Annotated in this window: 25 protein-coding genes; 13 read left to right on the top strand and 12 right to left on the bottom strand. The window is 70.1% G+C overall.

All coding sequences use genetic code 11. The features are described 5' to 3' along the window. Window positions 1-63 precede the first annotated feature (63 nt). The 3 genes from radA to M1L60_RS28000 form a co-directional block, all read right to left on the bottom strand. Window positions 64-1,482, bottom strand: a complete 1,419-nt coding sequence (radA, locus tag M1L60_RS28010) for a DNA repair protein RadA (RefSeq protein ID WP_253240522.1) — start codon at window positions 1,480-1,482, stop codon at window positions 64-66. 31 nt (window positions 1,483-1,513) lie between these two features. After that, window positions 1,514-2,251: a hypothetical protein gene (locus tag M1L60_RS28005; protein WP_253240521.1), complete on the bottom strand. Its 738-nt coding sequence runs from the start codon at window positions 2,249-2,251 to the stop codon at window positions 1,514-1,516. An 89-nt stretch (window positions 2,252-2,340) separates the two neighbouring features. Next, window positions 2,341-3,168: a UbiA family prenyltransferase gene (locus M1L60_RS28000; RefSeq protein ID WP_253240520.1), complete on the bottom strand. Its 828-nt coding sequence runs from the start codon at window positions 3,166-3,168 to the stop codon at window positions 2,341-2,343. A 46-nt stretch (window positions 3,169-3,214) separates the two neighbouring features. On the opposite strand from M1L60_RS28000, the gene M1L60_RS27995 reads away from it, so the two are divergent. From M1L60_RS27995 to M1L60_RS27980, 4 genes are read left to right on the top strand one after another with little or no spacing between them, the layout of a single operon-like run. Continuing rightward, window positions 3,215-3,943 (top strand): methyltransferase domain-containing protein, encoded by a 729-nt coding sequence (locus M1L60_RS27995; RefSeq protein WP_253240519.1) that lies wholly within the window; start codon window positions 3,215-3,217, stop codon window positions 3,941-3,943. Beyond that, window positions 3,940-5,094 carry an acyl-CoA dehydrogenase family protein gene (locus M1L60_RS27990; protein WP_253240518.1) on the top strand — a complete coding sequence of 385 codons (1,155 nt, stop codon included), beginning with the start codon at window positions 3,940-3,942 and terminating at the stop codon, window positions 5,092-5,094. Before M1L60_RS27995 ends, M1L60_RS27990 begins: the two co-directional genes overlap by 4 nt. A gap of 47 nt (window positions 5,095-5,141) precedes the next feature. Further along, the gene (locus M1L60_RS27985; protein WP_253240517.1) at window positions 5,142-6,203 is read left to right on the top strand and encodes a type III polyketide synthase; all 1,062 of its coding nucleotides are present in this window, start codon (window positions 5,142-5,144) and stop codon (window positions 6,201-6,203) included. Next, window positions 6,200-6,658 (top strand): DUF6023 family protein, encoded by a 459-nt coding sequence (locus tag M1L60_RS27980; RefSeq protein WP_253240516.1) that lies wholly within the window; start codon window positions 6,200-6,202, stop codon window positions 6,656-6,658. The genes M1L60_RS27985 and M1L60_RS27980 overlap by 4 nt, the downstream gene beginning before the upstream one ends. Before the next feature lie 120 nt (window positions 6,659-6,778). Here M1L60_RS27980 and M1L60_RS27975 read toward each other — a convergent pair whose 3' ends face one another. Beyond that, a complete protein-coding gene (locus tag M1L60_RS27975; RefSeq protein ID WP_253240515.1) occupies window positions 6,779-7,549 on the bottom strand; it encodes a hypothetical protein in 771 nt (256 codons plus the stop codon). Between the two features lie 335 nt (window positions 7,550-7,884). Here M1L60_RS27975 and M1L60_RS27970 point away from each other — a divergent pair, with 335 nt between their 5' ends. The 4 genes from M1L60_RS27970 to M1L60_RS27955 all read left to right on the top strand — a co-directional run bounded on the left by M1L60_RS27970 (window position 7,885) and on the right by M1L60_RS27955 (window position 11,332). Continuing rightward, window positions 7,885-8,370: a CarD family transcriptional regulator gene (locus M1L60_RS27970; protein WP_026206027.1), complete on the top strand. Its 486-nt coding sequence runs from the start codon at window positions 7,885-7,887 to the stop codon at window positions 8,368-8,370. Window positions 8,371-8,421: 51 nt separating this feature from the next. After that, a complete protein-coding gene (gene ispD, locus M1L60_RS27965) occupies window positions 8,422-9,114 on the top strand; it encodes a 2-C-methyl-D-erythritol 4-phosphate cytidylyltransferase (protein WP_253240514.1) in 693 nt (230 codons plus the stop codon). A gap of 470 nt (window positions 9,115-9,584) precedes the next feature. After that, window positions 9,585-10,058 carry a 2-C-methyl-D-erythritol 2,4-cyclodiphosphate synthase gene (gene ispF / locus M1L60_RS27960; protein WP_253240513.1) on the top strand — a complete coding sequence of 158 codons (474 nt, stop codon included), beginning with the start codon at window positions 9,585-9,587 and terminating at the stop codon, window positions 10,056-10,058. A 98-nt stretch (window positions 10,059-10,156) separates the two neighbouring features. Beyond that, a complete protein-coding gene (locus M1L60_RS27955) occupies window positions 10,157-11,332 on the top strand; it encodes a tetratricopeptide repeat protein (protein ID WP_253240512.1) in 1,176 nt (391 codons plus the stop codon). A gap of 1 nt (window position 11,333) precedes the next feature. On the opposite strand, the gene M1L60_RS27950 is transcribed toward M1L60_RS27955, so the two are convergent. The 6 genes from M1L60_RS27950 to M1L60_RS27925 form a co-directional block, all read right to left on the bottom strand. After that, complete coding sequence (locus M1L60_RS27950; protein WP_253240511.1) at window positions 11,334-12,329, bottom strand: N-acetylglucosamine kinase; 996 nt, start codon at window positions 12,327-12,329, stop codon at window positions 11,334-11,336. Then, window positions 12,326-13,582 (bottom strand): family 4 glycosyl hydrolase, encoded by a 1,257-nt coding sequence (locus M1L60_RS27945; protein WP_253240510.1) that lies wholly within the window; start codon window positions 13,580-13,582, stop codon window positions 12,326-12,328. The genes M1L60_RS27950 and M1L60_RS27945 overlap by 4 nt, the downstream gene beginning before the upstream one ends. Further along, complete coding sequence (locus M1L60_RS27940) at window positions 13,579-14,463, bottom strand: carbohydrate ABC transporter permease (RefSeq protein WP_253240509.1); 885 nt, start codon at window positions 14,461-14,463, stop codon at window positions 13,579-13,581. Before M1L60_RS27940 ends, M1L60_RS27945 begins: the two co-directional genes overlap by 4 nt. After that, entirely contained in the window at window positions 14,460-15,398 is a 939-nt protein-coding gene (locus M1L60_RS27935; protein WP_253240508.1) for a carbohydrate ABC transporter permease, read from the bottom strand. Before M1L60_RS27935 ends, M1L60_RS27940 begins: the two co-directional genes overlap by 4 nt. Window positions 15,399-15,402: 4 nt before the next feature. Then, window positions 15,403-16,665 carry an ABC transporter substrate-binding protein gene (locus M1L60_RS27930; protein WP_253240507.1) on the bottom strand — a complete coding sequence of 421 codons (1,263 nt, stop codon included), beginning with the start codon at window positions 16,663-16,665 and terminating at the stop codon, window positions 15,403-15,405. 84 nt (window positions 16,666-16,749) lie between these two features. Then, window positions 16,750-17,931: an ROK family transcriptional regulator gene (locus tag M1L60_RS27925; RefSeq protein WP_253240506.1), complete on the bottom strand. Its 1,182-nt coding sequence runs from the start codon at window positions 17,929-17,931 to the stop codon at window positions 16,750-16,752. Between the two features lie 203 nt (window positions 17,932-18,134). Here M1L60_RS27925 and M1L60_RS47610 point away from each other — a divergent pair, with 203 nt between their 5' ends. Then, entirely contained in the window at window positions 18,135-19,346 is a 1,212-nt protein-coding gene (locus M1L60_RS47610) for a chitosanase (RefSeq protein ID WP_274622913.1), read from the top strand. Window positions 19,347-19,428: 82 nt separating this feature from the next. Here M1L60_RS47610 and M1L60_RS27910 read toward each other — a convergent pair whose 3' ends face one another. Next, window positions 19,429-20,358: an SDR family NAD(P)-dependent oxidoreductase gene (locus M1L60_RS27910; RefSeq protein WP_253240505.1), complete on the bottom strand. Its 930-nt coding sequence runs from the start codon at window positions 20,356-20,358 to the stop codon at window positions 19,429-19,431. 109 nt (window positions 20,359-20,467) lie between these two features. On the opposite strand from M1L60_RS27910, the gene M1L60_RS27905 reads away from it, so the two are divergent. Next, complete coding sequence (locus M1L60_RS27905) at window positions 20,468-21,133, top strand: TetR/AcrR family transcriptional regulator (protein ID WP_253240504.1); 666 nt, start codon at window positions 20,468-20,470, stop codon at window positions 21,131-21,133. A 45-nt stretch (window positions 21,134-21,178) separates the two neighbouring features. Further along, window positions 21,179-21,844, top strand: coding sequence for a hypothetical protein (locus M1L60_RS27900; protein ID WP_253240503.1), 666 nt, complete (start codon window positions 21,179-21,181; stop codon window positions 21,842-21,844). Here M1L60_RS27900 and M1L60_RS27895 read toward each other — a convergent pair. Continuing rightward, window positions 21,841-22,998 carry a homogentisate 1,2-dioxygenase gene (locus M1L60_RS27895; protein WP_253240502.1) on the bottom strand — a complete coding sequence of 386 codons (1,158 nt, stop codon included), beginning with the start codon at window positions 22,996-22,998 and terminating at the stop codon, window positions 21,841-21,843. The two genes, M1L60_RS27900 and M1L60_RS27895, sit on opposite strands and share 4 nt — an antisense overlap. Window positions 22,999-23,073: 75 nt before the next feature. Between M1L60_RS27895 and M1L60_RS27890 the strand changes: the two genes are divergently transcribed. Then, window positions 23,074-23,919 (top strand): hypothetical protein, encoded by an 846-nt coding sequence (locus tag M1L60_RS27890; RefSeq protein ID WP_253240501.1) that lies wholly within the window; start codon window positions 23,074-23,076, stop codon window positions 23,917-23,919. Continuing rightward, window positions 23,916-25,016: a fumarylacetoacetate hydrolase family protein gene (locus tag M1L60_RS27885; protein WP_253240500.1), complete on the top strand. Its 1,101-nt coding sequence runs from the start codon at window positions 23,916-23,918 to the stop codon at window positions 25,014-25,016. The genes M1L60_RS27890 and M1L60_RS27885 overlap by 4 nt, the downstream gene beginning before the upstream one ends. Window positions 25,017-25,034 lie beyond the last annotated feature (18 nt).

Below are 25,034 nucleotides of genomic sequence, written 5' to 3'. Positions count from 1 at the left end.
TACGGACTGTCATCCAGGGCGACGCCGCGTGGTTCGATGAATGCTCCGTAGCGTGATGAAACGTCACCGTCGGTCACCGCCGGCGGCGGCCGACGCGCGGGCCGCGGACTGCAGCGCCGACCGCAGATCGCTCACCTCGATCACCTCGATGCCCTTGGGCGCCTCGGGGGCGCAGCCGGGCGGCACGAGCGCCACCTTGAAGCCGAGCCGGGCCGCCTCGGCCAGCCGTCGCCCGACAGCCCCGACCCGCCGGATCTCGCCGGTCAGCCCGACCTCGCCGATCGCCACCAGGTGGGGCGCCATGGCCAGGTCGAGCCCGCCGGAGGCCACCGCCAGCGCCATCGCCAGGTCGGCCGACGGCTCGATCAGCCGGATGCCGCCGACCGTGGCCGCGAAGACCTCGCGGTTGTAGAGCTTGAGCTGCTTGGTCCGCCTTTCGAGCACCGCGAGCACCATGGCCAGCCGGGCACTGTCGAGGCCCGAGACAGTACGCCGCGGCGAGCCCTGCACCTCGGCCCCGATCAGCGCCTGCACCTCGGTCACCAGCGCCCGGCGACCCTCCATGGCCACTGTCACGCAGGTGCCGGGCACGGGCTCGTTGTAGCGGGTGAGGAACAGCCCGGACGGGTCGGGCAGGCTGGCGATGCCGCTCTCGTTCATCTCGAAGCAGCCCACCTCGTCGGCCGCGCCGTAGCGGTTCTTGACCCCGCGCACCAGGCGCAGCGACGAGTGCTTGTCGCCCTCGAAGTGGAGCACCACGTCGACCAGGTGTTCCAGCACGCGCGGACCGGCGACCTGACCGTCTTTAGTGACGTGGCCCACCAGGACGGTGGCGATGCCCCGTTCCTTGGCCACGCCGACCAGCGCCGCGGTCACGGCCCGGACCTGGGTGACGCCGCCGGACACGCCCTCGGTGCCGGGAGCGGAGATCGTCTGCACCGAGTCGACGATGAGCAGGCCCGGCTTGACCGCGTCGAGGTGGCCCAGCACGGCGCCCAGATCGCTCTCGGAGGCCAGGTAGAGCTGGTCGTGCAGGGCGCCGAGCCGCTCGGCCCGCAGCCGCACCTGGCTCACCGACTCTTCGCCACTGACCACCAGGGACGGTGTGCCCGCGCCGGCCGCCCACTGTTGGGCCACGTCGAGCAGCAGAGTGGACTTGCCCACGCCGGGCTCGCCGGCCAGCAGCACCACCGCGCCGGGGACCAGGCCGCCGCCGAGAACCCGGTCGAGCTCGCCCACGTTGGTCGGCACGGCCTTGGCCGGCGCGGCGCTGATCTGGGCGATGGGACGGGCCGGCTCGGACGGCAGGCGCGAGCTGACCACCCGGCCTGCGCCGAGCGGGGTGCTCACCGTGGACTCGATGACCGAGCCCCACTCGCCGCACTCGGGACAACGGCCCAGCCACTTGGGCGGCTGGTGGCCGCAGGCGTCACAGACGTACGTGGGGCGGGCGGCCTTGGCGGCCGTGCGGGACGATGTCACCCCGCAAAACTAGCGGGGCGGTACGACATCTTTACTCGTGCTCCTCAACTTCCGCGGCCGGGCCACGCGAGGCCGGCGACAGCGGGATGGCGACCGGGGCGAGAAGTTCGAGCGGCTGCGAGTAGCCGCTGATCTCGAAGACCAGGCTGAGCGAGTTGCCCGGCTTGAGGTCGTCGCTCAGACCGGCCGCGACGAGCTTCGCCGTGTCGTCCGGCAGGAACGTCGTGCTGCTCAGGGCCTGGAGGGTGATGCGGGCCGGCTGCAGCGTCGCGGCCGCGGGAGCCGACGCCGGCGCACCGGAAGCGCTCGGCGCGCCCGACGGGTCGGGGATGCTGCCGGCCTGGTCGGGCGGGCCGGGCTGAGCCGACGCGCCGTCGGGGCCGCCCGAGGGCTCGGGGTTCGCGCTCGGCGACGCGGCGGCGGAACCACCGGACAGGCCGATCTGACGGGCCGAGACGACGCCCGCGGTCTCGTTCTGCAGCGGCTTGCTGCTGATCAGGATGGTCACCGGCTCGGTGGTGTGGTTGTACAGCCCCACCTCGATCGAGGCGTCGCCGTTGGCCGGGTAGCCCTCGGGGTCGGTGTAGTCGACCTGGAGGTTGCGGATCTGCACGCGGCCGTCGGGGCTCTGCGTGTTGAGACCGGAGATCGGCGCCTGGAGGAGGGCCGTCTCGGCCACCTGGCCGGCCGAGCAGCCGGCCAGCGCCAGCACGGCGACCGTGGCGGTACCCGCGGCCAGCGCCACGCGACGGGTTCCCAGCGAGCGCATCACGATCCTCCAAGCAAACCTGAAGCTCGACTCCTCGAACAGGCTCAGCCTAGAGGTCGGTGATCGAGCGCGTGCGGCGACCCGTCCAATCACACCACCCGGCCACTGGAGATGAGCAGCAGAACGTCGATGAGGGCGACCAGGATCACGGCCCGGAACATGGCGACCCCGCGTCCCTTCGCACGCGTGGTGGCGTACCACCCGAGGGGAAGGACCACGACGGCGGCCGCGGCGCCGGCCCAGCCCGCCCACGACGGCGGCCCGGGCGGCCCGAACACCAGGGTGAGGGTCGCCGCCAGCAACAGCAGTGCGGCGGCCACGGTCGAGCCGGTCGCGCCGAGGCGGTGCGGCAGGCCCCGTACGCCCGTCGCCGCGTCATCCGCGAGATCGGGCAGCACGTTCGCGAAGTGGGCGCCCGCGCCCAGCAGCGACCCCGCCGCGACCAGCCACACGGGCGGCGCCGGATGGCCCGGCAGCGACACCACCACGAACGCCGGCAGCAGCCCGAACGCCACCACATAAGGCACCACGGACAACACGGTGGACTTCAGCGGCCAGTCGTAGAGCAGCGCGAACACGCCGACCAGCGTGATCAGAACGGTCGGCATCAACCCGAACGGCAGCCCGAGCAGGGGAATGGCCAGCGCGGCGATCAGGCCGGCCCACCCGACCGTACGCCGGGAGACCGCCCCCGAGGCGACCGGCTTGTCCGTACGCCCGGCGACCTGGTCGCGGTCGGCGTCGAGCCAGTCGTTGACCCAGCCCACCGCGAGCTGGGTCGCCCCCACCGCCGCGAAGACACCCAGGACGGACCAGCCCCGATGACCGACCCCGACGGCCAGCAAGGTCATCGCCACCGTGACGGCGCCACCGGGCTCCGGATGAGACGACTTGATCACTGCCAGCGCACGGGACATGCGAGCAGTGTGGCGGGTGTGCCGTAGTCATGCCACGCTCGATCACATGCCGTCGATGCCGCGTAACGATCCGCGTCAGTACGACGACCTGGCCGGCGAGTGGTGGCGTCCCGGCGGTCACTTCGAACTGCTGCACTGGCTGGCCGCGGCCCGGGCCCGGTTGATCCCGCCCGCCCGCTCCGAGGGCGCGGTGCTGGTCGACGCGGGCTGCGGCGGTGGCCTGCTCGCGCCCCATGTCGCGGGCAAGGGCTACCGCCATGTCGGGGTCGACCTGCGCTCGTCCGGGCTGACCCAGGCCGCACAGCGCGGCATGACGGCCGTACGCGGTGATGTGACGACGTTGCCCCTGGCCACTGCCTCGGCCGACGTCGTGGCGGCGGGCGAGATCCTCGAACACGTCACCGATCTGCCGGGCACTGTCGCCGAGCTGTGCCGCGTGCTCAAGCCGGGCGGACTGCTCGTGCTCGACACGGTCAACGACAACCCGCTCAGTCGTTTCGTGACGGTCACGCTGGGCGAGCTGATCGGTCTCGCCCCGGTCGGCCTGCACGATCCGTCACTGTTCGTCGACCCGCGCACGCTCACCGCGGAGTGCGCTTCCCACGGCGTACGCCTGAAGGTGCGCGGCGCCCGCCCCAGTGTCCCCGGGCTGATCCGCTGGCTCGGCCCGCGTACGGAGTCCAACGGCCGCCCGCTGGGCCGCATCGTCCCCACCCGCTCGACGGCCGTGCTCTACCAGGGCGTCGGTCGCAAAGCAGCAGAGGAAGCCGGATGAGTTCAGAGGCCCGGCGGCTCGCGCCCCGGTTCGCGGCCCGCGCCGCCGCCCACGACCGCGACGGCAGTTTCCCGGCCGACGACTTCGCCGACCTGCGCGCCGCGGGCCTGTTCGGGCTGATGGTCCCGGCCCGGCTGGGCGGGGCCGGGGCCGGCTTCGCCGAGTACGCGGCGACCGCGTACGAGCTGGCCCGGGGCAACGGCGCGACCGCGCTGATCTTCAACATGCACGCCTCGGTGACCGGCGCCCTGGCCGGCGTCACCGACGAGCTGGCCGACGCCCTGGGCCTCCCGCCCGAGGCGCTGCGGGCCCGCGACGACGCGCTGCGGGCCGCGGCCGAGGGCAAGTGGTACGCCGTGGCGATGAGCGAGCGGGGCGCCGGCTCCCGGTTGTCGCAGCTCACGACGTCGTACGAGGCCGTGGACGGGGGTTACCGGATCAAGGGCGCCAAGACGTTCTGCTCGGGGGCGGGCCACGCCGACGCCTATCTGGTCGCCGCCCGCAGCACCGCCGACCCGGCCCAGGTCTCCCAGTTCCTGGTGCCCGCGGGCGAGGGCCTGCGGGTGGAGCCGACCTGGGACGCGCTCGGCATGCGGGCCACCGGCTCGCACGACCTGCACGTCGACGTCACCGTGCCGGCCGGCGCGCTGCTGGGCGGGGTCGAGGGCCTGGCTCTGGTCGTGGCCCAGCTGGCCCCGCACTGGATGGTGGCCAGCTACGCGGCCGTCTACGTCGGGGTGGCCCGGGCCGCCGTGGACGCGGCGGTCGAGCACGTCAACGAGCGCAAGCTGGGTCATCTGCCGGCCATCCGGTCGCGGATCGGCCGGGCCGACGCCGCCGTGGCCGCGGCCCACCTGGCCGTCCTGGAGGCCGCCCGCCGGGTCGACGAGCAGCCCGGCGAGGCCGAGACCAACCGCTGGGTGTGGCGGGCCAAGCTGCTCGCCGGCACGACCGCGGCCGAGGTGGCGGCCTCGATGCTCGAGGCCGCCGGCACGTCGGCCATGCGTCGCGGGCATCCGCTGGAGCGGCTCTACCGGGACGCGAGAGCCGGATCACTACAACCGGCGACCAGTGATGTGTGTGCGGACTGGCTGGGGGTAGACGCCCTCGGCGGGGACGCGGATTCGGAGGGTTCGGCGCCGCGCTGGTAACAGCTGTAAGAGGCATGGGCGGCGGGGTTCAGGCCGGGGAGGCACAAGTGAATCGCAACGCAACCATCGCAGGGCTGGGAACAGCGCTGCCGCCGCCTGCCGGGCAGGACGATCTCTGGGACGGCTTCTTCGCGAAGCACTACACCGCCGAGAAGCGGGCGCTCGCGCGGCGCATTTTCACGAACTCCGGCGTACGCACCCGGCAGGCCGCGGTCAGCCCGTTGCTCGAGGACGTGTCCGACTGGTCGACCGAGCAGCGCATGCGGCGCTACCAGGTCGAGGCCGTGCCGCTGGGCAAAGAGGCAGTGGAACGGGCGCTGACCGACGCCGACGTCCGGGCCGACGAGCTCGGGCTGTTCGCGGTCTGCTGCTGCACCGGCTACGCCACGCCCGGGCTCGACATTCTGCTCGCCCGCGACCTGGGCATGTCGCCGTCCGTCCAGCGCCTCTTCGTCGGGCACATGGGCTGCTACGCGGCGCTGCCGGGCCTGGGCACGGCGGCCGACTTCGTGGTCGCCCGCGGCCGGCCGGCCCTGCTGCTCTGCGCCGAGCTGACCAGCCTGCACCTGCAGCCGGCGAGCACCCGCACCGATCTGCAGCAGATCGTCTCGCACGCGCTGTTCGCCGACGCCGCGGCCGCGGTCGTGCTGACCCCGGAGGGTCCCGGCTACACCCTGCGCGACGTCGTCGCGGTCACCGACACCACCACCGCCGACCACATGACATGGGAGGTGACCGACCTGGGCTTCCGGATGGGCCTGTCGCCCCGCGTTCCGGCCGTGCTCGAGATGCACGTCCGCCAACTGGTCGACGACCTGCTCGGCCGGCACGGGCTGGGCATCGGCGACATCGACGGCTGGGCCGTCCACCCCGGCGGCCCCAAGATCCTGGACGTCGTTCAGCAACAACTCGGTCTCGATGACGAGGCGCTGGCCGCATCGAGGGGCGTGCTGTCGGCGTACGGGAACTGCTCGTCGCCCACGGTGTTGCTGGTGCTCGACGCGCTGCGGAGCCGCCCGGCCCCGCCGCGACGGGTGGTGATGCTGGCGTTCGGACCGGGGCTCACGCTCTACGGGACGCTGCTCGAGGCCTCTACAGTCACAGCGTGACGGGTGAGCGGGCGCGGGGCGCCGTCCTCTACGCGGCGGCCGCTGTGCTGGTCGTGGGCGGGGCGTCCTGGTTCTTCGCGTCGGCCCCGCCGGGCCGCGACAACGACCAGATCAACGAATGGCGTACGGCCGTCGAACAGCAACTGCCCGACACCGAGGACCAGGTCGACGCGTCGACCTCCGTGCTGGGCGGCGGCGCCGACCAGTCCTTCGAGACGTCGGTCGAGACGGGCGAGTACCGGGTGTCGATGATCTGCCGCGGTGGTCCCGAGTCCCAGCTTCGGGTGAGCCTGAGCCAGATAGGGCCGGACACCGGCCGCGGCCTGCAGTGTTCGGGCGACCGGCCGGTCTACAGCTTCGAAGTCGGCCTGGGCGACGTGATGCGCCTGAACATCGTGGTCAGCGACAACGGCCCGGTGGTCTTCCGCTACCAGGTCGAACACGTCTTCGACTGACGCCCGTCGCCACGGCTCTTGTCCGGCGGAGCCCGCTGTTGCCCGGTGCTCGCTGTTTGGCCGGGCTCGCTTTTGGCCGGCGCTCACTATTTGGCCGGGCTCGCTTTGGCCGGCGTTCGCTTACAGCCGGGCCAGGTCGGACCGGAAATCGTCGGTCGACAGCGTGCGCGGGACGACGCGGATGATGTTGGTGCCCCGGTCGACGAGCACGGCGGCGGCCGTCGTGTCGGGGTCGGCGAGGCGCAGATGGGTGCGCAGGCTGCCTGCCGGATCGTTCAGCATGCGCACAGTCTTGCCATTCGCCTGGGGCGTGGCGCCGGTCGGCGGCGTGCCGACGGCGGACGCGGACGCGGCCAGCGTGGAGACGGTGATCACAGCGATCTCGGGCCCGACCGCGTCGATCGTGTCGGAAATCAGCGCCGTGCAGGCACAGCCGTCGACCAGCAGGATGACTGCCGGTAGCCGCCCCCGCAACGGCACCATCTGGCCGTCCGAGGCCACCAGCTCGAGTGCCGGCAGGGTCTGGACCCGCTCGGGCGCGGCCGAGGCCGTGCGCTGAACGGCGGGCTGGCGGGGCGGGCCGGGCCACGCCGACGCGAACAGACTGGCCACGGTGACCAGGACGGCCAGCGAGATGATCAGGACCGGGGCGCGCATCGCGGCGGTGCCGATCCGGCGCAGCTTGCGGGCCGCGGGCCGGCGCATCAGGCGTTGCCAGCGGGTGGTCGGACCGGTCAGGCGGAGCTCGGCCCGAACGGCGTCGACCTCGTCGGACAGCGCGGACAGATCGTCGGGGATGACGATCACGCCCCACTCCTCAGGCAGGTCGGGCAGGTCGTCGGGCGAACCGCCATCCGACGACCATCCGCCGTTGTCGCTCGCACCAGCCATGACTCACCCTCCCCCCAAGCCGACCCAGTCGTTCTTCGGTCGGGGACCTTGCGCTCAGCCTCGCATCACGGGGGCCCGACCGCCAGTAGTGCGCGCTTCCGGACCTTAGCGATAAGCTTGACCTCACAAACGCCGTAGGTGCGAAATATCCGACTCCATCGGTAATGCCGTCACCAACCCGTCACGGTGAGTTACTGAGGCAGCTCCGGGCGCTTCTGTCAAGCCGCAGAAACGCCCATCACAGGGCCTCTGAGCTGCACTAACAGTCACCGGCTGGGCGGGACATAGCTGCCTGAGCGTGTTACCCTAGACACAGCGAAAGGGGCTTCGAACCTATGGTTTTCAGTGTCGGCGAGACCGTTGTTTACCCCCACCACGGGGCCGCACTCATCGAGGCAATCGAAACAAGGGTCATCAAGGGCGAACCGAAGCAGTATCTCGTGCTGCGTGTCGCCCAGGGCGATCTGACCGTGCGGGTGCCCGCTGAGAACGCCGAGATCGTCGGCGTGCGCGAAGTGGTTGGCGAGGAAGGCCTGGGCAAGGTCTTCGACGTCCTCCGCGCTCCGCACACCGAGGAGCCGACGAACTGGTCGCGGCGTTACAAGGCCAATCTCGAAAAGCTCGCTTCCGGTAACCCCCTCAAGGTTGCCGAGGTTGTTCGTGACCTCTGGCGTCGTGAGCGTGAGCGTGGCCTCTCGGCCGGCGAGAAGCGCATGCTCGCGAAGGCTCGCGACATCCTCGTCGGTGAGGTTGCCCTGGCGGAAAAGAGCACGAAGGACGAAGCCGAGGTTCTCCTCGACAAGGTCCTCACCGAGGCCTGATCCACCCCCAGCCTCGGCGCGACAAAAAATGTGTTCGCACAGGACCGCGACGTGACCGCGAAGCTCAATGCCCGCGGTGACGTCGCGGTCTTGGTTCCGGCGGCAGGCGCCGGCCTGCGGCTCGGCCCGGGCGGGCCCAAAGCTCTGCGCCTGCTCGCCGGCGAGTCGCTGCTCGTGCATGCCGTACGCCGAGTGGCGGCCTCTCCGTCGGTCCGTCTCATCGTGGTGGCCGCTCCGGCGGCCGAGGTCGAGGCGGTGCGTTCACTGCTGGCATCGGTCGCGCCGGTCACCGTGGTGGCCGGCGGGGCCGAACGCCAGGAATCGGTGGCCCGGGCCCTGGCCGTCGTGCCACCCGAAGTCGGCATCGTGCTCGTGCACGACGCCGCCCGCGCCCTCACCCCACCGGCCGTGATCGAGTCGGTGGCCGCGGCCGTACGCGAGGGCCGTCCCGCGGTGATCCCCGTGCTCCCCGTGGTCGACACCATCAAAGAGGTCACGCCCGACGAGACCGTGCTGGGCACGGTCGACCGCTCGGTGCTGCGCAGCGTCCAGACCCCGCAGGGCTTCCGCCACAGCGTGCTGGCCGACGCCCATGCGGCCGCCGCCGACCCCCTCACCGACGACGCCGGCCTGGTCGAAAAGGCCGGCCTCCCGGTCACCTGCGTCCCCGGCTCCGAGCTGGCCATGAAGATCACCCGCCCCCTCGACCTGATCCTGGCCGAAGCCCTGCTGAAGCTCCCCTGACGGCCCCACGCGGCCAGAGCGACGTGGCCGCGCTCCTGCCGAGCCGCACGAGCACCTGACGCCCCGCAATCCCCGCCGGGGCGACACCTTCCGCGCCCTGACGCCCCGCAGTCCCCGCCGGGCGACACCTTCCGCGCCCTGAAGCCCCGCAATCCCCGCCGGGCGACACCGGCCCTGACGTCCGCAAGAGCGGGCGGGGCGCACCGGTCGAGCTATGACGTCGACCGCGGGCCTACCGTGGACATCCAGCGCTGCAAGCGCGGGCGGGGCGCCATCGGTCGCGCCCTGACGCTCGCGTGCGCACGCGGAACGGCGCCGGTCGCGCCCTGTGGACAACGGGCCCGGGGTGCCTGTGGACAACGACAGCGGGTCCTCCGAATTTTCGCGTAGCGTCCGCCCACGTCCCTTGGGTGGGCGGGGGAGGCGGTGGACCCCCGCATGATCAGGAAGTCGGCCAGTAGCCTGGCCGGGTGATCAATCAGCGGGTCGGGATCGGGACTGATGTGCACGCCTTCGAGGCGGGGCGGGCCTGCTGGGTGGCGGGGTTGCTCTGGCCCGACGAGGTTGGGCTGGCCGGGCACTCGGACGCTGACGTGGCTGCCCACGCTGCCTGCGACGCGTTGTTCGGGGCGTCGGGGCTGGGCGATCTGGGCAGCAACTTCGGCACTTCGCGGCCGGAGTGGGCGGGGGCGTCGGGGGTCGCGCTGCTGACCGAGACCGCGCGGCTGGTGCGGGCGGCGTCGTTCGAGATCGTGAACGTGTCGATTCAGGTGATCGGGAACCATCCCAAGATCGGCAAGCGGCGGGCCGAGGCGCAGGAGGTGCTGTCGGCTGCTGTGGGTGCGCCGGTCACCGTCTCGGGCACCACCACCGACGGGCTCGGGCTGACCGGCCGCGGCGAGGGCCTGGCCGCAACCGCGATCGCCTTGATCGCCGCCGCCTGAGTAAGTAGCGTCCTGATCGCCCGGGTTTGAGGTGGGGCGGTAAGGGGGTTGGTTGGCCCCGGACCGCGGCGTTTCGTGATACCGCCTACGCTCGAAGTGTGGCCGCGCCCCTGGAACCAGAGACCACCCCCGAGGAGTACCGCCAGCGTGCGCTCCTGCTCGCCGATCTTGGGCGGTACGACGAGGCGGCCCAGGAGGTTGCTGCGGGGCTGACCACCGCGCCCGGGGAGTCCAGCCTGCTGGCCACGCTGGCCCGCATCCACCTCGCGGCCGAGCAGCCGGGTGAGGCGTTGCGCGCGGCCGACCAGGCTGTCGCGGCCTCGCCCGAGGCGATCACCAACCTGGTCGTACGGGCCATGGCTCTCACCGACAGCCGGCAGTACGCCGACGCGGCCCGGGTCGCCAACGACATCCTGCGTCAGTGGCCGGCCGACGCCTACGCCCAGCGGACCGGCGCCGCCCTGCTCAGCGAGTCGCGCAACGGGCAAGAGGCGCTGAACGCGGCCTGGAACGCCGTTCGCGTCGCGCCCGACGAGGCCGAGGCCCACCTGGTGCTGGCGGTCGTGGCGGCCCGGCTGCGGCTCTTCGATCTGGCCCAACGGGCGTACGCGCAAGCCTTGGATCTTGATTCGGGGATCGGGGACGCCCAGCACGACATGGGGATCGTGCGGTTCGAGCGGCGGCGCTGGGCCAAGGCCCTCGAGTCGCTGGCCGACGAGGCCGCACTGCCCGCCCAGAGTGAGCCCGAGGCCCGCGAGGAGCAGGTCGGGGACTATCCCGAGCCGTTCCCGCGTAAATATCCGGCGCCCGATCGGCCCGATCCGGTCGAGGAGCCGACGCGGGGTTCGAACAGCTGGACCGAGGAGCCCGCGATCAGCCGGCCGTCGGGGCCGGTGCTCGACCCGTCCGGGCCGTCGGCCGAGGCGGTGCGGCGCGGGGTGCTCTACGGCGCCAACGCGACGCTGATCACCGGGGTCATGGCCGGGTTCATGACGTTGACCAGCGAGGGCATCTCGCGGGTGTGGGCCGGGCTGGTCGGCGTGCTGATCGTGGTGGGTGTGCTGGTCGCGATGAAGCGGATGCTGCCCGAGCCGCTGGGCACCGCCCTGGGCCGGTTGCGGGCGCACAACCGGCCGCTGGCCGGCGCGACCTACATCGGGTTCGTCGCGCCGCTCGTCCTGCTGGTCTATGCCCTGGTGGGCGGTGTCGTCTCGCTGGTCGCAGCCATGGTCCTGGCCGCGATAGCCGAGCTCCTTATCCTGAGTCGCCGCTGAATCAAGCCGCTTCCGCGAGCGGTGGGGCCAGGCCGGCCCGCAGCCTCGCCTCCACGGCGGCGGGCGTCGGCCCCAGCGAGTCCAGGGCCAATAGGGCCGCGCCGGTGATCGGCGGATCGACCGGCACCGAGATCTCCACCCGTGGCGCCTGCCGCCGAGCCCCGGCCACCACCTGATCGTGCAGCTGGGGATGCCGGGCCCGCAGCACGCTTCCGCCCAGCACCAGCGCGTGCGGCCGATCGAGCAGCCCCAGCCGCCCGGCCGCCACCCGGTGCTGCCCCAGTATCTCGTCGGCCTGCCGGGTGATCAGCTCGCCCGCCACCTCGTCACCGCCCGCGGCCACCTCGAACAACAGATACGACAACTCCGGAATTTTGTCCCGGTCGATCTGGCCCGTGTGCAGCGCGATGGACACCGCCTCCACCGTCGGCCGCTCGAAGTACGCGGCCACCGCGGCACTCAGCGTCGTCGGCCGCCCCCGCCCGTCCTCGCCCCGCGCGGCCAGGCGCAGCGTGTGATCGGCCAGGTCGTGCCCGCCACCCCAGTCGCCGGAGATCGGGCCCAGGGCGACGAACCGGGCCGTACGCCCGTCGGCCGTCCGCCCCACGCAGTTGTTCCCGGCCCCGCAGACCACGGTGACCGCGTCCGGCATGGCCGTGCCCGAGCGCAGCAGCGCGAAGCAGTCGTTGTCCACGATGGTGCGCCGCGCCCACGACTGCCCGGACAACGCCGTCTGCAATTCGGCGACCTCGGCCGGCAGATCGGCCCCGGCGAGGTAGGCCGCGACCACGTCGATCGTCGGCTCCGCCGCCAGTCCGGCCTGGATGCGGGCCGCGCTGACGAGTTGGTCGAGGACGCGGACCGTACCGGAAAGGCCGATGTTGTGGGGTGAGGACGTGCCGCCCCGGACCGACGCCAGCACCTCGCCGTCGGCGGTGCCCAGCACCACGTCCGTCTTGGAGTTGCCGCCGTCTATGGCCAGATAGAGCGCTCTCATCGCGCCCACGCGAGGTGGGCCCGGCCGCTGGCGATCAACCGGTCGGCCAGTACGGAAGCCTTCTCGTGCTGCCCGATCAGCGGGTGCGCGAGCAGGGCGTGATACACCCGTTCGCGACCGCCCCGCAGCGCGGCGTCGAGCGCCAGTTCCTCGTACCCCCAGACGTGCGCGACCAGACCGGCCAGGTCGGGTGGCAGGGGGTTGAGCGGCAGCACCTCGGGACCGTTCGGCGTGGCGCGGGCCGACACCTCGATGACCGCGTCGTCCGGCAAGAACGGCAAAGTTCCTTCATTGCGTACGTTGACCGAGTGCACGGCCCGGTCGTCGAACCCGTGCAGCGAGGCGATGAGTCCGACCGCGGCCTCCGAGTAGTAGGCGCCCCCGCGCTCGCCGAGCAGCGCCGGCTTCTCGACCAACGCGACATCGCGGTACATCTCGAGCAGGGTCGCCTCGATCTCGGCCACCCGCTGCCCGCGCGTCGGCCCGTTCAGCAGCTCACGGACGTGCCGGTCGTGGGCATAGAAGTACGACAGGTAGTAGGACGGCACGTTGCCGAGTGTCCGCAGCACCTGTTCGGGCAGGTCGACCTCGGCCGCCAGCTCGGGCAGATGGTTCTCCAGCAGCGACGGCAGCCGGTCGACGCCGTCCACATAGGCCGCCCGCTCCCAGGTCAGGTGGTTGAGCCCGACGTGTTCGAGGGTGACCGCCGACGGCTCGACCCCGAGGTGGGCCGCGAACCGGCGCTGGAAGCCGATCGCCACGTTGCACAGCCCGACCGCGCGGTGGTTGGCGTCGAGCAACGCCCGCGTCACGATGCCGACCGGGTTCGTGAAGTCGACGATCCACGCGCCCGGCTTGGCCCTCTTCCTGATCCGCGCGGCCACGTCGAGCACGACCGGCACCGTACGCAATGCCTTGGCCAGACCGCCCGCGCCCGTCGTCTCCTGACCCACGCAGCCGCAGTCGAGCGGGAACGTCTCGTCGGCGATCCGGGCCTGCTGACCGCCCACCCGCAACTGGATGACCGCCACGTCGGCGTCGGTCACGCCGGCGTCGAGGTCGGTGGTCCACCAGATCTTGGCCAGGTGGCCGTAGTGCTCCAGGATGCGCGCGGAGAACGCGCCTACGACCTCGAGCCGGTCGGCCACCGGGTCGATCAGCACCAGTTCGGTGACCATCGAGCCGAGCCGGGCGAACCCGTCGACCAGTTCCGGCGTGTAAGTGGACCCACCGCCGATGACTGCGATTTTCAACCCTTGAATCCCGTCAATGTGATGCCCTGGACGAAGGCACGCTGAGCGAAGAAGAAAATGACGATGAGCGGGGCCATCGCCAGCACCGTTGCTGCCGTGACCAGATTCCAGTCGACGTGGTGGACACTGTGGAACGAAGCCAGCCCGAGCGAGAGCGTCCACGAACTCTCATTCTCGCTGGTATAGAGCAGTGGACCGTAATAGTCGTTCCAGCAGTAGAAGAATTGGAACAGCCCGGCCGCCGCGATGCCCGGGCGGGCCATAGGCAGCACCACCCGCAGCAGCGTGCGCCATTCGCCGCAACCGTCGACCCGGGCCGCGTCCAGATACTCGCTCGGAATGGTCAGCAGGAACTGGCGCAGCAGGAAGATGCAGAACGCGTCGCCGAACAGGGCCGGGATGATCAGCGGCCACAGCGATCCGGTCAGGCCGGCGTTGGCCCACATCAGATACAGCGGCACGGTGACGACCTGCGGCGGCAGCATCATCACGCAGATCACGAGCAGGAACAGCGCGTTGCTGCCGCGGAACTTCAACTTCGCCAGCGCGTACGCCGCCGGTACGCTCGACAGCAGCACGAGCACCGTCGACGACACCGCATAGACCACCGTGTTGAGCAAATAGTGCGGCAGCGGGGTGACCTGGAAAACGCGGACGTAATTCTCCGGATGCCACGTGTTGGGCCAGTAATCCGCGGTCAGCGCCTGATCGCTGGTCATCAGCGAGAGCAGCACGAGGTAGACGACCGGCGTCACGAACATGATGCCCAGCGCGATCGCGATGCTGTGCTTGCCGATCCAGGCGAGCCGGCGCTGCCGCTGGTACTTCCGATCCGGCGCCGGCGCTGTCAGCACCGACGGCTGGTCGAGGACGGCTGTCACTGTTCCTCCCCCGAGAAGGCCTTGGCCCGGCGCAGCAGGATCAGCGTGACCGCCAGCGCGACCACGAAGAGCCCGATGGCCAGCGCGTTCGCGTAGCCGAGGGCGCTGTACCGGAAACCGACGGTGTAGAGCCAGAGCGGGTACGTGAACGTCGAGCCCTCGGGAAAGCCGAAGTTCGACGAGATCCCGCCGCCGACGGTGGCCTGCCCGCTGGCGATCGAGCCGGCCACCGCCGCCTGGTCGAAGTACTGCAACGTGTAGATCACGCCGGTGACCGCCGCGAACAGCACCACCGGCCGGATCGTCGGCAGCGTGATCGACCGGAACCGCTGCCAGGCGTTGGCGCCGTCCAGCGACGCGGCCTCGTACAGGCTGGCCGGCACGCCCAGCACGGCGGCCAGGAAGATCACCATCAGGTCGCCGATGGCCCACAGGCCGAGCAGCACCAGCGACGGCTTGGCCCAGGTCGGCGAGTTGAACCAGAGCGGGCCCTCGATGCCGATCGTCGACAGGAAGTGGTTGACCGGCCCGGTGCCCGGTTTGAGCAGGTAGACGAACGCGATGGTGGCGGCCACCGGCGGCACCAGGGCGGGCAGATAGAACAGCGTCCGGAAGAACCCGGTGCCCCGGCGCAACTGGGTGAGCAGCATCGACAGCCCGATCGCCCCGATGATCCGGACCGGGACGAAGACCACCACCATCCACAGCGTGTTGCGGATCGACTGCAGCAGGAACGGGTCGTCGGCCATTCGCCGGTAGTTGTCCAGCCCCACCCATTCCGGGACCGAGAGCAGGTCGAACTTCGTGAACGAGAAGTAGACCGCCGAACCCAGGGGGTAGAGGAAGAACACCGCGATGCCGATCAGCGCGGGCGCGAGGAACGACAGTGTCGTCGCACCTTTTCTTACCCGTACGCCCAAGGGTTTGGCTGTCATGCTGTCAGCCGCCCAGCGTCATGACGCTGTTGACCTGCTTGTCGGCGTCGGTCAGACCCTTGTCGAGATCCTTGACCTTGCCGGCCTGGTAGCTGTTGAGGAACTGCCCGAACGTCTCCTGATAGGCCGGCCCCGAAGCGGACGGCGGCGTAGTCGACGAGTTCGGGTTGTTGAAGATGTCTATGAACGTCTTGAAGTCGGCATCCGAGTTCAGCCCCGGATCAGCGATCGACGCCGTCGTGGTCGGGATGTTCTTCAGCAGCCCCGAGAGTTTGATGACCGCCTGGTCGTTGGTGGTCAGGTATTTGATGAGCTCCCAGGCCGCCTCGGGGTTCTTGGCGTTCTTGCTGATGCCCAGAATGTTGCCGGTGACGTAACCGCCGCCGTAGTGGGCCGGGTCGCTGGTCGGGATGGGCGCTACCCCGTACTTCAGATTCGGGGCCTGGTCCTTGACGAAAGCGAGCCGGTACTCGGCGTCGATGTTGATCGCCACCTGACCCTTCTGGAACGCGTTGTCGGCGCTGTATTCGTCGCCCAGACCGGCCCGGAACTTCTGCAAATTGTCGTAGCCGTACCAGTCGACCAGCTGCTTCTGCCAGGTGATCAGCGTCTTCCAGGCCGGGTCGGTGCCGACCGCCGACTTGCCGTCGTCGGTGAGCCACTTCGCGCCCACGGCCGGGGCCAGGTGCGAGGCCGCGTTCTCGTAGAAGTCGTAGAGCGGCAGGAACCCGACGGTCTTCAGCGAGCCGTCGGCATTCTTGACAGTCAATTTCTTGGCGTACGCGGTGAGTTCGTCGAGCGTCTTGGGCGGTCCGCTCAGACCGGCTTTGGCGAACAGGTCCTTGTTGTAGAACATGCCGTACGCGTCGGCCAGGAACGGCATGGCGCAGCGCTTGCCGTCGAACTCGGTGTACGAGCGCGTGGTCGCGTTGAGCTGATTCAGGTCCACTTTGTCGCGGTCGATGTACTGCTTGAGGTCGACCCACGCGCCCGACGAGCAGAACTTGCCGACGATGTCGGTCGAGTACGAGAGCCCGACGTCCGGCCCGTTCCCGGCCCCGATGGCCTGGGTGACCTTGGAGTCGTCCTGCCCCGACTTGATCGTCACCTGGATCTTCGGATGGTCCTTCTCGAAATCCTTGATCACCTGGTCGATGGCGTCGGCCTCGCGCTCGGTGAAGAAGTGCCACAACTCGACCGAGCCGGAGACCTCTGTGCCCGGATCGGCGATCTTCGTTTCCTTGGGAGCGGGAGTGCAGGCTGTCATCAACAAAGTGGCTGTTGCTAGGGCAAAAAGGGCATGGGGTAGCCGCTTGTTCACTGTGGACCTCTCAGATGGGGTTTAAGAGGATTAAGAGGAGCGGATCGAGTCGATGAGGGCTTCGTGGACCGCGGTCAGGCCGGCGTCGAGCGCGCCCAGCAGCACCGCGTCGTCGTCGATGGCGGTCACGGCGATCGAGCTCTCGAGCGGGGCCGCGCGGCGCACCGCGAACGTCACCGCGGAGAGCAGCGGCGCGCCACCGGCCTGGGCGATCGGGCCGGAGAGCACCACCAGGTACGGATCGAGCACAGCGATCACCGCGGCCAGCCCGATCACGATGCGGTCGGCCAGGGCGATCAGGAAGTCCCCGCCGTTGGCCGGGTCGGCGGCCGCGGCCCGGACGACTTCGGCCGGCGTGCGCCCGGGAACCCCGCTGTCGCGGGCCAGCTCCAGGATCGCGGCCCCGCCGAAGAGGTCTTGCAGGTCGAGCTTGCGATGCGAGGAATCGGGGGAGTAGAGCGGCATGTAGCCGATCTCGCCGGCGCCTCCACGCGCGCCGCGCATGAGCGTGCCGGCCATGTCGATGGCCAGACCGAGGCCCTCCTCGCCCAGCCAGAGCAGGGCGAAGCCGTCGGCGTCGCGGCCCACGCCACGCTGCCGCTCGGCGATCGCGGCCAGGTTGACGTCGTTGTCGACGCCCACGTGGGTGCCGAGCGCGGCTGCCAGCTGGGGGACCAGACCCGTACGCCCGAAGCCCGGCACGTCGACGTGCCGGATCGTCTCGGTGTGCGGGTCGTACGAGCCGGCCACGCCGAACTGCACGTGCCGGATGCGCTCGGCCGGGACACCGGCCTCGTCGCTCAGCTTGGCCACGACCTCGACCAGGGCGGTCAGCGGATCGGTGGTGAGGAAGTCGATGGACGACTCGATGCGCCCGCGCACCTCGCCGGTGAGGTCGCACAACGCCGCCACTACTGAAGGCGCGCCGCTCGCCCCGATGTCCCGCACCGAGACGGCCGCCGCGTAGGCCGCGTCCGGGTTCGCGTTGTAGATCTCGGCGTTCGGCCCCGGCCGCCCGCTGTTGTGGCCGACCACGTTGACCAGCCCCGCGTCGGTCAGCCGGCGCAGCACCTCGGAGATCGTCGGCGTCGACAGCGCGGTCAGCTTGCGCAGGTCGGCCCGCGTGAGCATGCCGGGGTCCAGCAGGTGAGCCAGCGCCGCGCTCTCGTTCATGGCGCGCAGCAGTTTGGACGAACCAGCCAGACGGGTCACGGCGGCTCCCGGTGCGAGACGGTGATAGGCAAACTGACTAACAGTTAGCCCGGACGGTAGGCGGACCCGTCTTCCGGTGTCAAGGGTCCGGCCGTCAGCCTAGAGCAGTCCATCGAGAGGTATTGATAAAGCTTTTTAACAGTTGTAGCGTCTCGGTTCATCGCGCGATCCATCCCCACGAATCCCCCTCTTCGAGGAGCGCCATGAACCGCGCAAGAAGAGCTCTCTACGCCTCGATCGCCCTGGCCGTCCCCACCGCAGCCGTGATCTACGGCCTGCTGCCGGCCAGCGCCGCCACCGCCGGTCCGATCAAGGGACTGGGCGGCAAGTGCATCGACGCGGCCAGTGCGAGCTCCGCCAACGGCACCGCCATCCAGCTCTACGACTGCAACGGCACCGGCGCCCAGCAGTGGACCGTCGGCAACACTGACAACAGCATCCGCGCGTTGGGCAAATGCCTGGACGTCACGGCCGCCGCCACCACCAACGGCGCCAAGATCCAGCTGTACGACTGCAACAACACGAACGCCCAGAAGTGGACCGCCTCGGGCAACACCCTGGTCAACACGGGCAGCGGCAAATGCCTCGACGCGACCGGCAGCAGCAGCGCCAACGGCACCCGCCTGCAAATCTGGACGTGCTCAGCCACGGCCAACCAGACGTGGACCCTGCCCGGCGGCACCACCCCCACTACGCCGCCGACCACAGCGCCGTCGGGGGTCAATTTGGACAATCCCGCTAAGAAAGACGTCGCGATGCAACTCGTGTCGGCGGCGGAGAACTCGTCCCTGGACTGGCGGGCCCAGTTCCGCTACATCGAAGACATCAACGACGGCCGTGGCTACACGGCGGGCATCATCGGCTTCTGCTCGGGCACGGGCGACATGCTCGAACTCGTACAGGCCTACACGAATGCCGTGCCCGGTAACGTGCTGGCGAAGTACCTGCCGGCGCTACGCAACGTCAACGGCACAGCTTCACACGCGGGGCTCGACCCGAACTTCACCAACGACTGGCGCACGGCGGCCAACGACAGCCGCTTCCAGGCCGCACAAGAGTCGGAACGAGACCGCGTTTACTTCAACCCGTCGGTGCGCGACGGCAAGAGCGACGGGGTACGAGCCCTGGGCCAGTTCGCGTATTACGACGCAGCGGTCATGCACGGCTACGAGGGCATGCGGGCCATCCGCACGCAGGCACTCAAGCGGGCCAAGCCGCCGTCCCAGGGTGGCGATGAACGGGCCTGGCTCAACGTTTTCCTGGACGAGCGCGTCATCGAAATGAAGAAGGAAGCGGCGCACGAGGACACCACTCGGGTCGACACTGCGCAGCGCAGATTCCTCAACAATGGCAACTTCGACCTGAACACACCGCTGGACTTCGCCGTCTACGGCCAGAACTTCCGCATCGGCTGAGCTTCCGTTCCGGGGATAAGGGCCGGGTCCGCTGTTTCCGGCGGGCCCGGCCTCTTCGGCGGCATCACCCACGTCCGTGGGTTCAGTTCGACGACAATGCGCCGGCCATCGCAGCCACGGGAAACTTCACCCCGGTGAGGTCTTCCGAGACCGCCCACAGTCGCTGCTGGACGGCTACCTCGTACGAATCCGGGCTGGACGTGACCAGCCGCGGATGGCCCTTGATCTCGAAGCGTCCGCCGGGGCCGTAGTACTGGCCGCCGAGTGCGGCCGGGTCGGTGGCGGCGCGCAGGGTCGGCAGTGCGCCCATGGCCGGCGTCTGGGTGATCACCGGCGCCAGCCAGGTGAGCGGGAGCCGCAGGGCCGCGGGGCTGTTGCGGGCCAGTTCGGTGCTGGACAGGCCGGGGTGCGCAGCAACCGCGGCGGTGGTGCCGTGCGTGGCCAGCCGGCGCTGCAGCTCGTAGGTGAACATGAGGTTGGCCAGCTTGGACTGGCCGTAGGCGGCGGCCCGGCTGTACGACCGCTGCCACTGCAGGTCGTCGAAGTGGATCGCGGCCCGGATGCGGTGGCCGGTGCTGCTGATCGTCACCACGCGCGAGCCGGGCACCGGCAGCATCTTGTCCAGCAGCAGCCCGGTGAGAGCGAAGTGGCCGAGGTGGTTGGTGCCGAACTGCATCTCGTAACCGTCGCGGGTGGTCTGCTTCGGCGTGTACATCACGCCGGCGTTGTTGATCAGCAGGTCGATCCGGTCGAGCCGGGACCGCAGCGCCGACGCCGCGGCTCGGATGGAGTCGAGCGACGTGAGGTCAAGCGCCTGCACGCTCACGTCGCCGGTCATGCGGGCCGCGGCCCGCTCACCCTTCTCGACGTTGCGCACGGCGAGCACGACGGACGCCCCGCGCTCGGCGAGTGCCTTGGCCGTTTGGTACCCGAGCCCGGTATTAGCACCGGTCACCACGGCTACCCGGCCCTGCTGGTCGGGGATGTTCGCCGTCGTCCACTGCTCGCTCATGTCAGTCTCCCTGCTTCTTAAAGTACCGAAGGTATCTTGCGGTGACGACGTTAAAGTACTTCCGGTACGTTGTCAACGTACCGGCGGTACGTAAGCTAGGGTGATGGTCATGACGTTTCAGCGGGCGCGGACCGAGGAGCAGCGGGAGATCCGCCGCCGGGCGATCCTCGACGCGGCAACGGCGATGCTGGACGAGATGCCGGTGGCCGCGCTGACCCTCAACGAGCTGAGCCGCCGCGTCGGCCTGGCCAAGCCGAACGTGCTGCGCTACTTCGAGTCGCGCGAGGCGGTGCTACTGGAACTGCTGGACCACTTCTTGCAGGAATGGTTGACGGAACTGGCCGGCGAACTGGCGACCGGCGTCGACGAGAGCCAGCCCATGGCCCGGCGAGCGACGGTGTTGGCCGAGATCCTCAGCCGGTCGCTGTCCGGCCAGGCCGTGTTGTGTGAACTCTTCGGCGCGCAGGGCAGTGTCCTGGAACACAACGTGTCGGTTGAAGTCGTCGCACGCTACAAGCGCGCCTCGCTGGACCGGCTGACGACCATGGCCGCCCTGATGCAGAAGTACCTGCCGGAGCTCGGGAACGATGCGGCCTTTTGCAGCCTGCAGGCCATGCTCACGGCGGGCGCCCTGTCGGCGTACAGGTCGCCACCACCCAGCCTTCAGGCGGCTTACCAGGCCGAACCAGACCTGGCCCGCTTCCACCTGGACCCGAAGGAGTACTTGCAGCAGGCGCTGACTGCGACCCTCCTGGGCGTACTGCCTCGTCGCTGATCTGGAACCTCCGGCCCCATTGCGGGGTGGGCTACCTTATCCGCCATGGTGGATCTTTTGATCGCTGTGGTCGCGGTCGTCGTGCTGATCGCCGTGGCTGTGGTGTTGGTGCGTGCGAAGCACCTGACCCGCACAGCCCTCTCCGCCGCCCTGGCTGTCGCTGTGGTTGCTGCAGGCACTTTTGCCGTCTCGCTCTACCGCAGTCAGACCGCCGACGACGAGCAGAAGCTGCCGAAGGTCATCGGGTCGGCGCCCGCGAAGCAGGGGCTCGGGACCGCCGTTCTCAAGGTCGAGATTCCGATGGGTACGGGCGACAAGTACCCGCAGGGGGCCATGTGGCTCCAGCCTCCGGGCCCCGGAGCTGACGCCTACACCGGTGACATTTCGCTGCTGTGTGCTACCCCGGGCAAGGACGAGAAGGTGCAGAACTGCAGCGGCGGCGACGAGCGGATCTGGAGTGCCGAACCGCTGGAGGGCCGGGCGACCATCGGCGTGGCCGGCGGCGACCCGTTCGCTGACCCGGCGGCGTGCGCCGAGGGTAACGGCGTCAAGTATCAGGACGGTTACCTGCAACTGGCTGCGGGCAAGGCGTACTGCCTGCACAAGACCGGTGACGACGCTGAGGTGTTCGTCTTCCGGATTCCGTCGTTCCCGGCCGAGAAGCCGCTCCCGGCCAGGATCGACGTCGAAGTGTCGGTGGTCGGGCTTTAGCGGTTCCAGGTCCAGGCGTACGCCGTGTCCTCCACGGCCACGGCGGCGTCGCACAGGTCCAGCGGGCGGAAAGTGTCGACCATGACCGCCAGCTCGTCGAAGGCTTCGATGCCGAGGGCCCGTTCGACCGCGCCAGGCTGGGGGCCGTGGGTGAAGCCGGACGGGTGCAACGAGATGGAGCCCTGTTCGATGCCGGAGCCGCGGCGGGCCTCGTAGTTGCCGCCGGTGTAGAAGATCATTTCGTCGGAGTCGACGTTGTGGTGGTTGTACGGCACCGGGATGGCCAGCGGGTGGTAGTCGACCTTGCGCGGCACGAATGAGCAGATGACGAAGTTCGGGCCTTCGAACGTCTGGTGTACGGGCGGCGGCTGGTGCACGCGGCCGGTGATCGGCTCGAAGTCGTGGATCGAGAACGCCCACGGGTAGAGGCAACCGTCCCAGCCGACCACGTCGAACGGGTGTTGTGCGTACACATGCTTGGTCCAGCCCGCACGGTGTTTGACCAGCACTTCGACGTCGGTTTCGTCCACTTGCAACGGCTCTGTGGGCGCGCGTAGGTCGCGTTCGCAGAACGGTGCGTGTTCGAGGAACTGGCCGCGCACCGAGAGGTAGCGCTTCGGAGGGCCGATGTGGCCGTTGGCCTCGATGGTCAGCAAGCGGGCCGGGCCGTCCTGGGGCACGATCCGGTGGACGACCGAGGTCGGGATGATCACGTAGTCGCCGGGGCCGGCCTCGAGCGGGCCGAAGCTGGTCTCGACGATCACCCGGCCGTCCTCGACGTACAGGCACTCGTCGCCGACGGCGTCGCGGTAGAGCGGGGACGGCCGGTCGGCGACCACGTAGCCGATCCGCACGTCGTCGTTGGCCAGCAGCGGGCGGCGGCCGAGCACCGCGTCGGCCGGGCCGGCGTCGAGTTTGTGCGTGCGCAGGTGGCGCGGCTTGAGCGGGTGGTTGGCCGACCTGGTGAGCGCCGGTGATTCGTACACCTCGGCCGACGCGATCGCCGTCGGCGGGTGCCGGTGATAGAGCAGCGACGAGTCGGACGAGAAGCCTTCCTGGCCCATCAGCTCTTCGGAGTAAAGCCCGCCGTCGGGGCGCCGGAACTGCGTGTGCCGCTTGTGGGGCACCTCGCCGACGCTGCGGTAGTAGGGCATCGTTGCCACCCACCTTAATTACGACATTCTGGACGTGGTTGTCCGCTTCTGGAAGCGTCTATTAGGTTCGGATTCGTGTCAACGCTGGTGCCTCCGCTCTTCGCCGGGCTGGTGGACGACGCGTCGCTGCTGCCGCCGAGCCCCACCGGCGTCGCCGAGGCCGTCGCCAAGCACGACGAGCACCGTGCAGGCTGGTTCGCCGGGCTGCTCGGTCCCCTCCTCGTGCCCGCGTCATTGATAGCCGCCGATCTGACCGCCCCGGATGTGCCGCTCGCGCTGGTCGGCGACGTCAGCGTGGGCGCGCTCCCGATCGCGGTCGACAAGCTGCGCGCGTCCGGCGGGCGCGTGCTGCACATCGAGGCCGCCGTGGCCCGCCGCGGCGAGGACCCGCAACCGGGCCTCGCCGGTCTGCGTGCTCTCTGCCAGGGTGACGCAGACCTTCTGGTGTACGCCGAGATTCCGCTGAGCTGGGGTCTGCTGGGCGCTCTGGACGCGCTGACCGAGGCCCGTGCTGCCGGTTTACGCATCGCGCCGAAATTCCGGGTCGGTGGGCTGGCCGCCGAGCTGTTCCCGACCCCGGTCGAGTTGGCCGCGGTGCTCTGCGCCTGCCGCGACCGTGAGCTGCCGTTCCGGCTGGCCGCGGGTCTGCGCCACGCCATCCGGCACACCGACCCCGAGACCGGCTTCACCCATCACGGCTTCCTCAACGTGCTCACCGCGTCGATCAGCGCCCACGACGGCGGCGAGGTCGCCGAGGTGGCCGAGGTGCTGGCCGCGACCCATCCGGTGCCGCTGGTCGAGGCCTGCCGCGCCCGGCGGGGTGAACCGCGGCCGATGTTCGCGGGTTTCGGCGCGGTCGGCGTCGTCGAGCCGCTCACCGAACTGGTGCGGCTGGGTCTGATCAACGGGGGTTACGAGTGAGCGACGGCTTCGGGCTCGACAATTTGCCGTACGGCGTGTTCAGTCGGCCCGGGGGTGGCCGGCATCTCGGCGTACGGCTGGGAACCGATGTTGTTGATCTTTCGAGTCTGGGCGGGCACCTGGCCGCGAGTTCGCTCAACCCGCTGATGGCGGCCGGGCGGGCGGCGTGGCGGGCGGCCCGCGAAGCCGTGATCGCGCACGTCACGGCCGGTCCGCCGGTGATTCCGCTGAGCGCGGTGACGCTGCACCTGCCGTTCGAGGTGGCCGACTACACCGACTTCTACTCGTCCGAGCAGCACGCGCTGACCGTCTCGAAGATCCTGCGGCCCGAGGCGCCCGGGCTGCCGCCGCAGTGGAAGCACCTGCCGATCGGCTATCACGGCCGCTCGGCCACGGTGGTCGTCGGCGGCACCCCGATCCGGCGGCCGTCGGGCCAGCTCGCCGAGGGGGTGTTCGGGCCGACCCGGCGGCTCGACATCGAGGCCGAGGTCGGGTTCGTGGTCGGCGTGCCCGGCCGGCAGCTCACCACCACCGACTTCGCCGAGCACGTCTTTGGGCTCACCCTGGTCAACGACTGGTCGGCCCGCGACCTGCAGGCCTGGGAGTACCGCCCGCTCGGCCCGTTCCTGGCCAAGTCGTTCGCGACCTCGGTCTCGCCGTGGGTGCTGCCGCTGGACGCGCTGGCCACCGTGCCGGCGGTCGCGCAAGATCCGGAACCGCTCGCCTATCTGCGGCCGGCCGGTCCCGCGTACGACCTGCGCCTGCGCGTCGAATGGAACGACACCCCGGTCAGCCGGCCGCCGTTCGCCTCGATGTACTGGACGGCGGCCCAGCAGTTGGCCCACCTGACCAGCAACGGCGCCGCCGTCCGAACCGGCGACCTGTACGCCTCCGGCACCGTCAGCGGCCCGGCCCGCGACGAGGCGGGCTCGTTCCTCGAACTGACGTGGAACGGCGCCGAGCAGGTCAAACTGGCCGATGGCAGCCGGCGCGGCTTCCTCGAGGACGGCGACCACGTGCGCATCGGCGGCACCGCGATCTCGGCTGCCGGCGCAGAGATATCGCTCGGCTCGGTTTCGGGGACCGTCGTGCCCTGAGTTCTGTCGTACGGTGTA

It is taken from the genome of Paractinoplanes aksuensis, from assembly GCF_024137025.1.
GTDB classification, from domain to species: Bacteria; Actinomycetota; Actinomycetes; order Mycobacteriales; family Micromonosporaceae; genus Actinoplanes; species Actinoplanes aksuensis.
The sequence above is the reverse complement of the archived record's forward strand: the minus strand, read 5'-3'. Positions and strand labels throughout refer to the sequence as shown.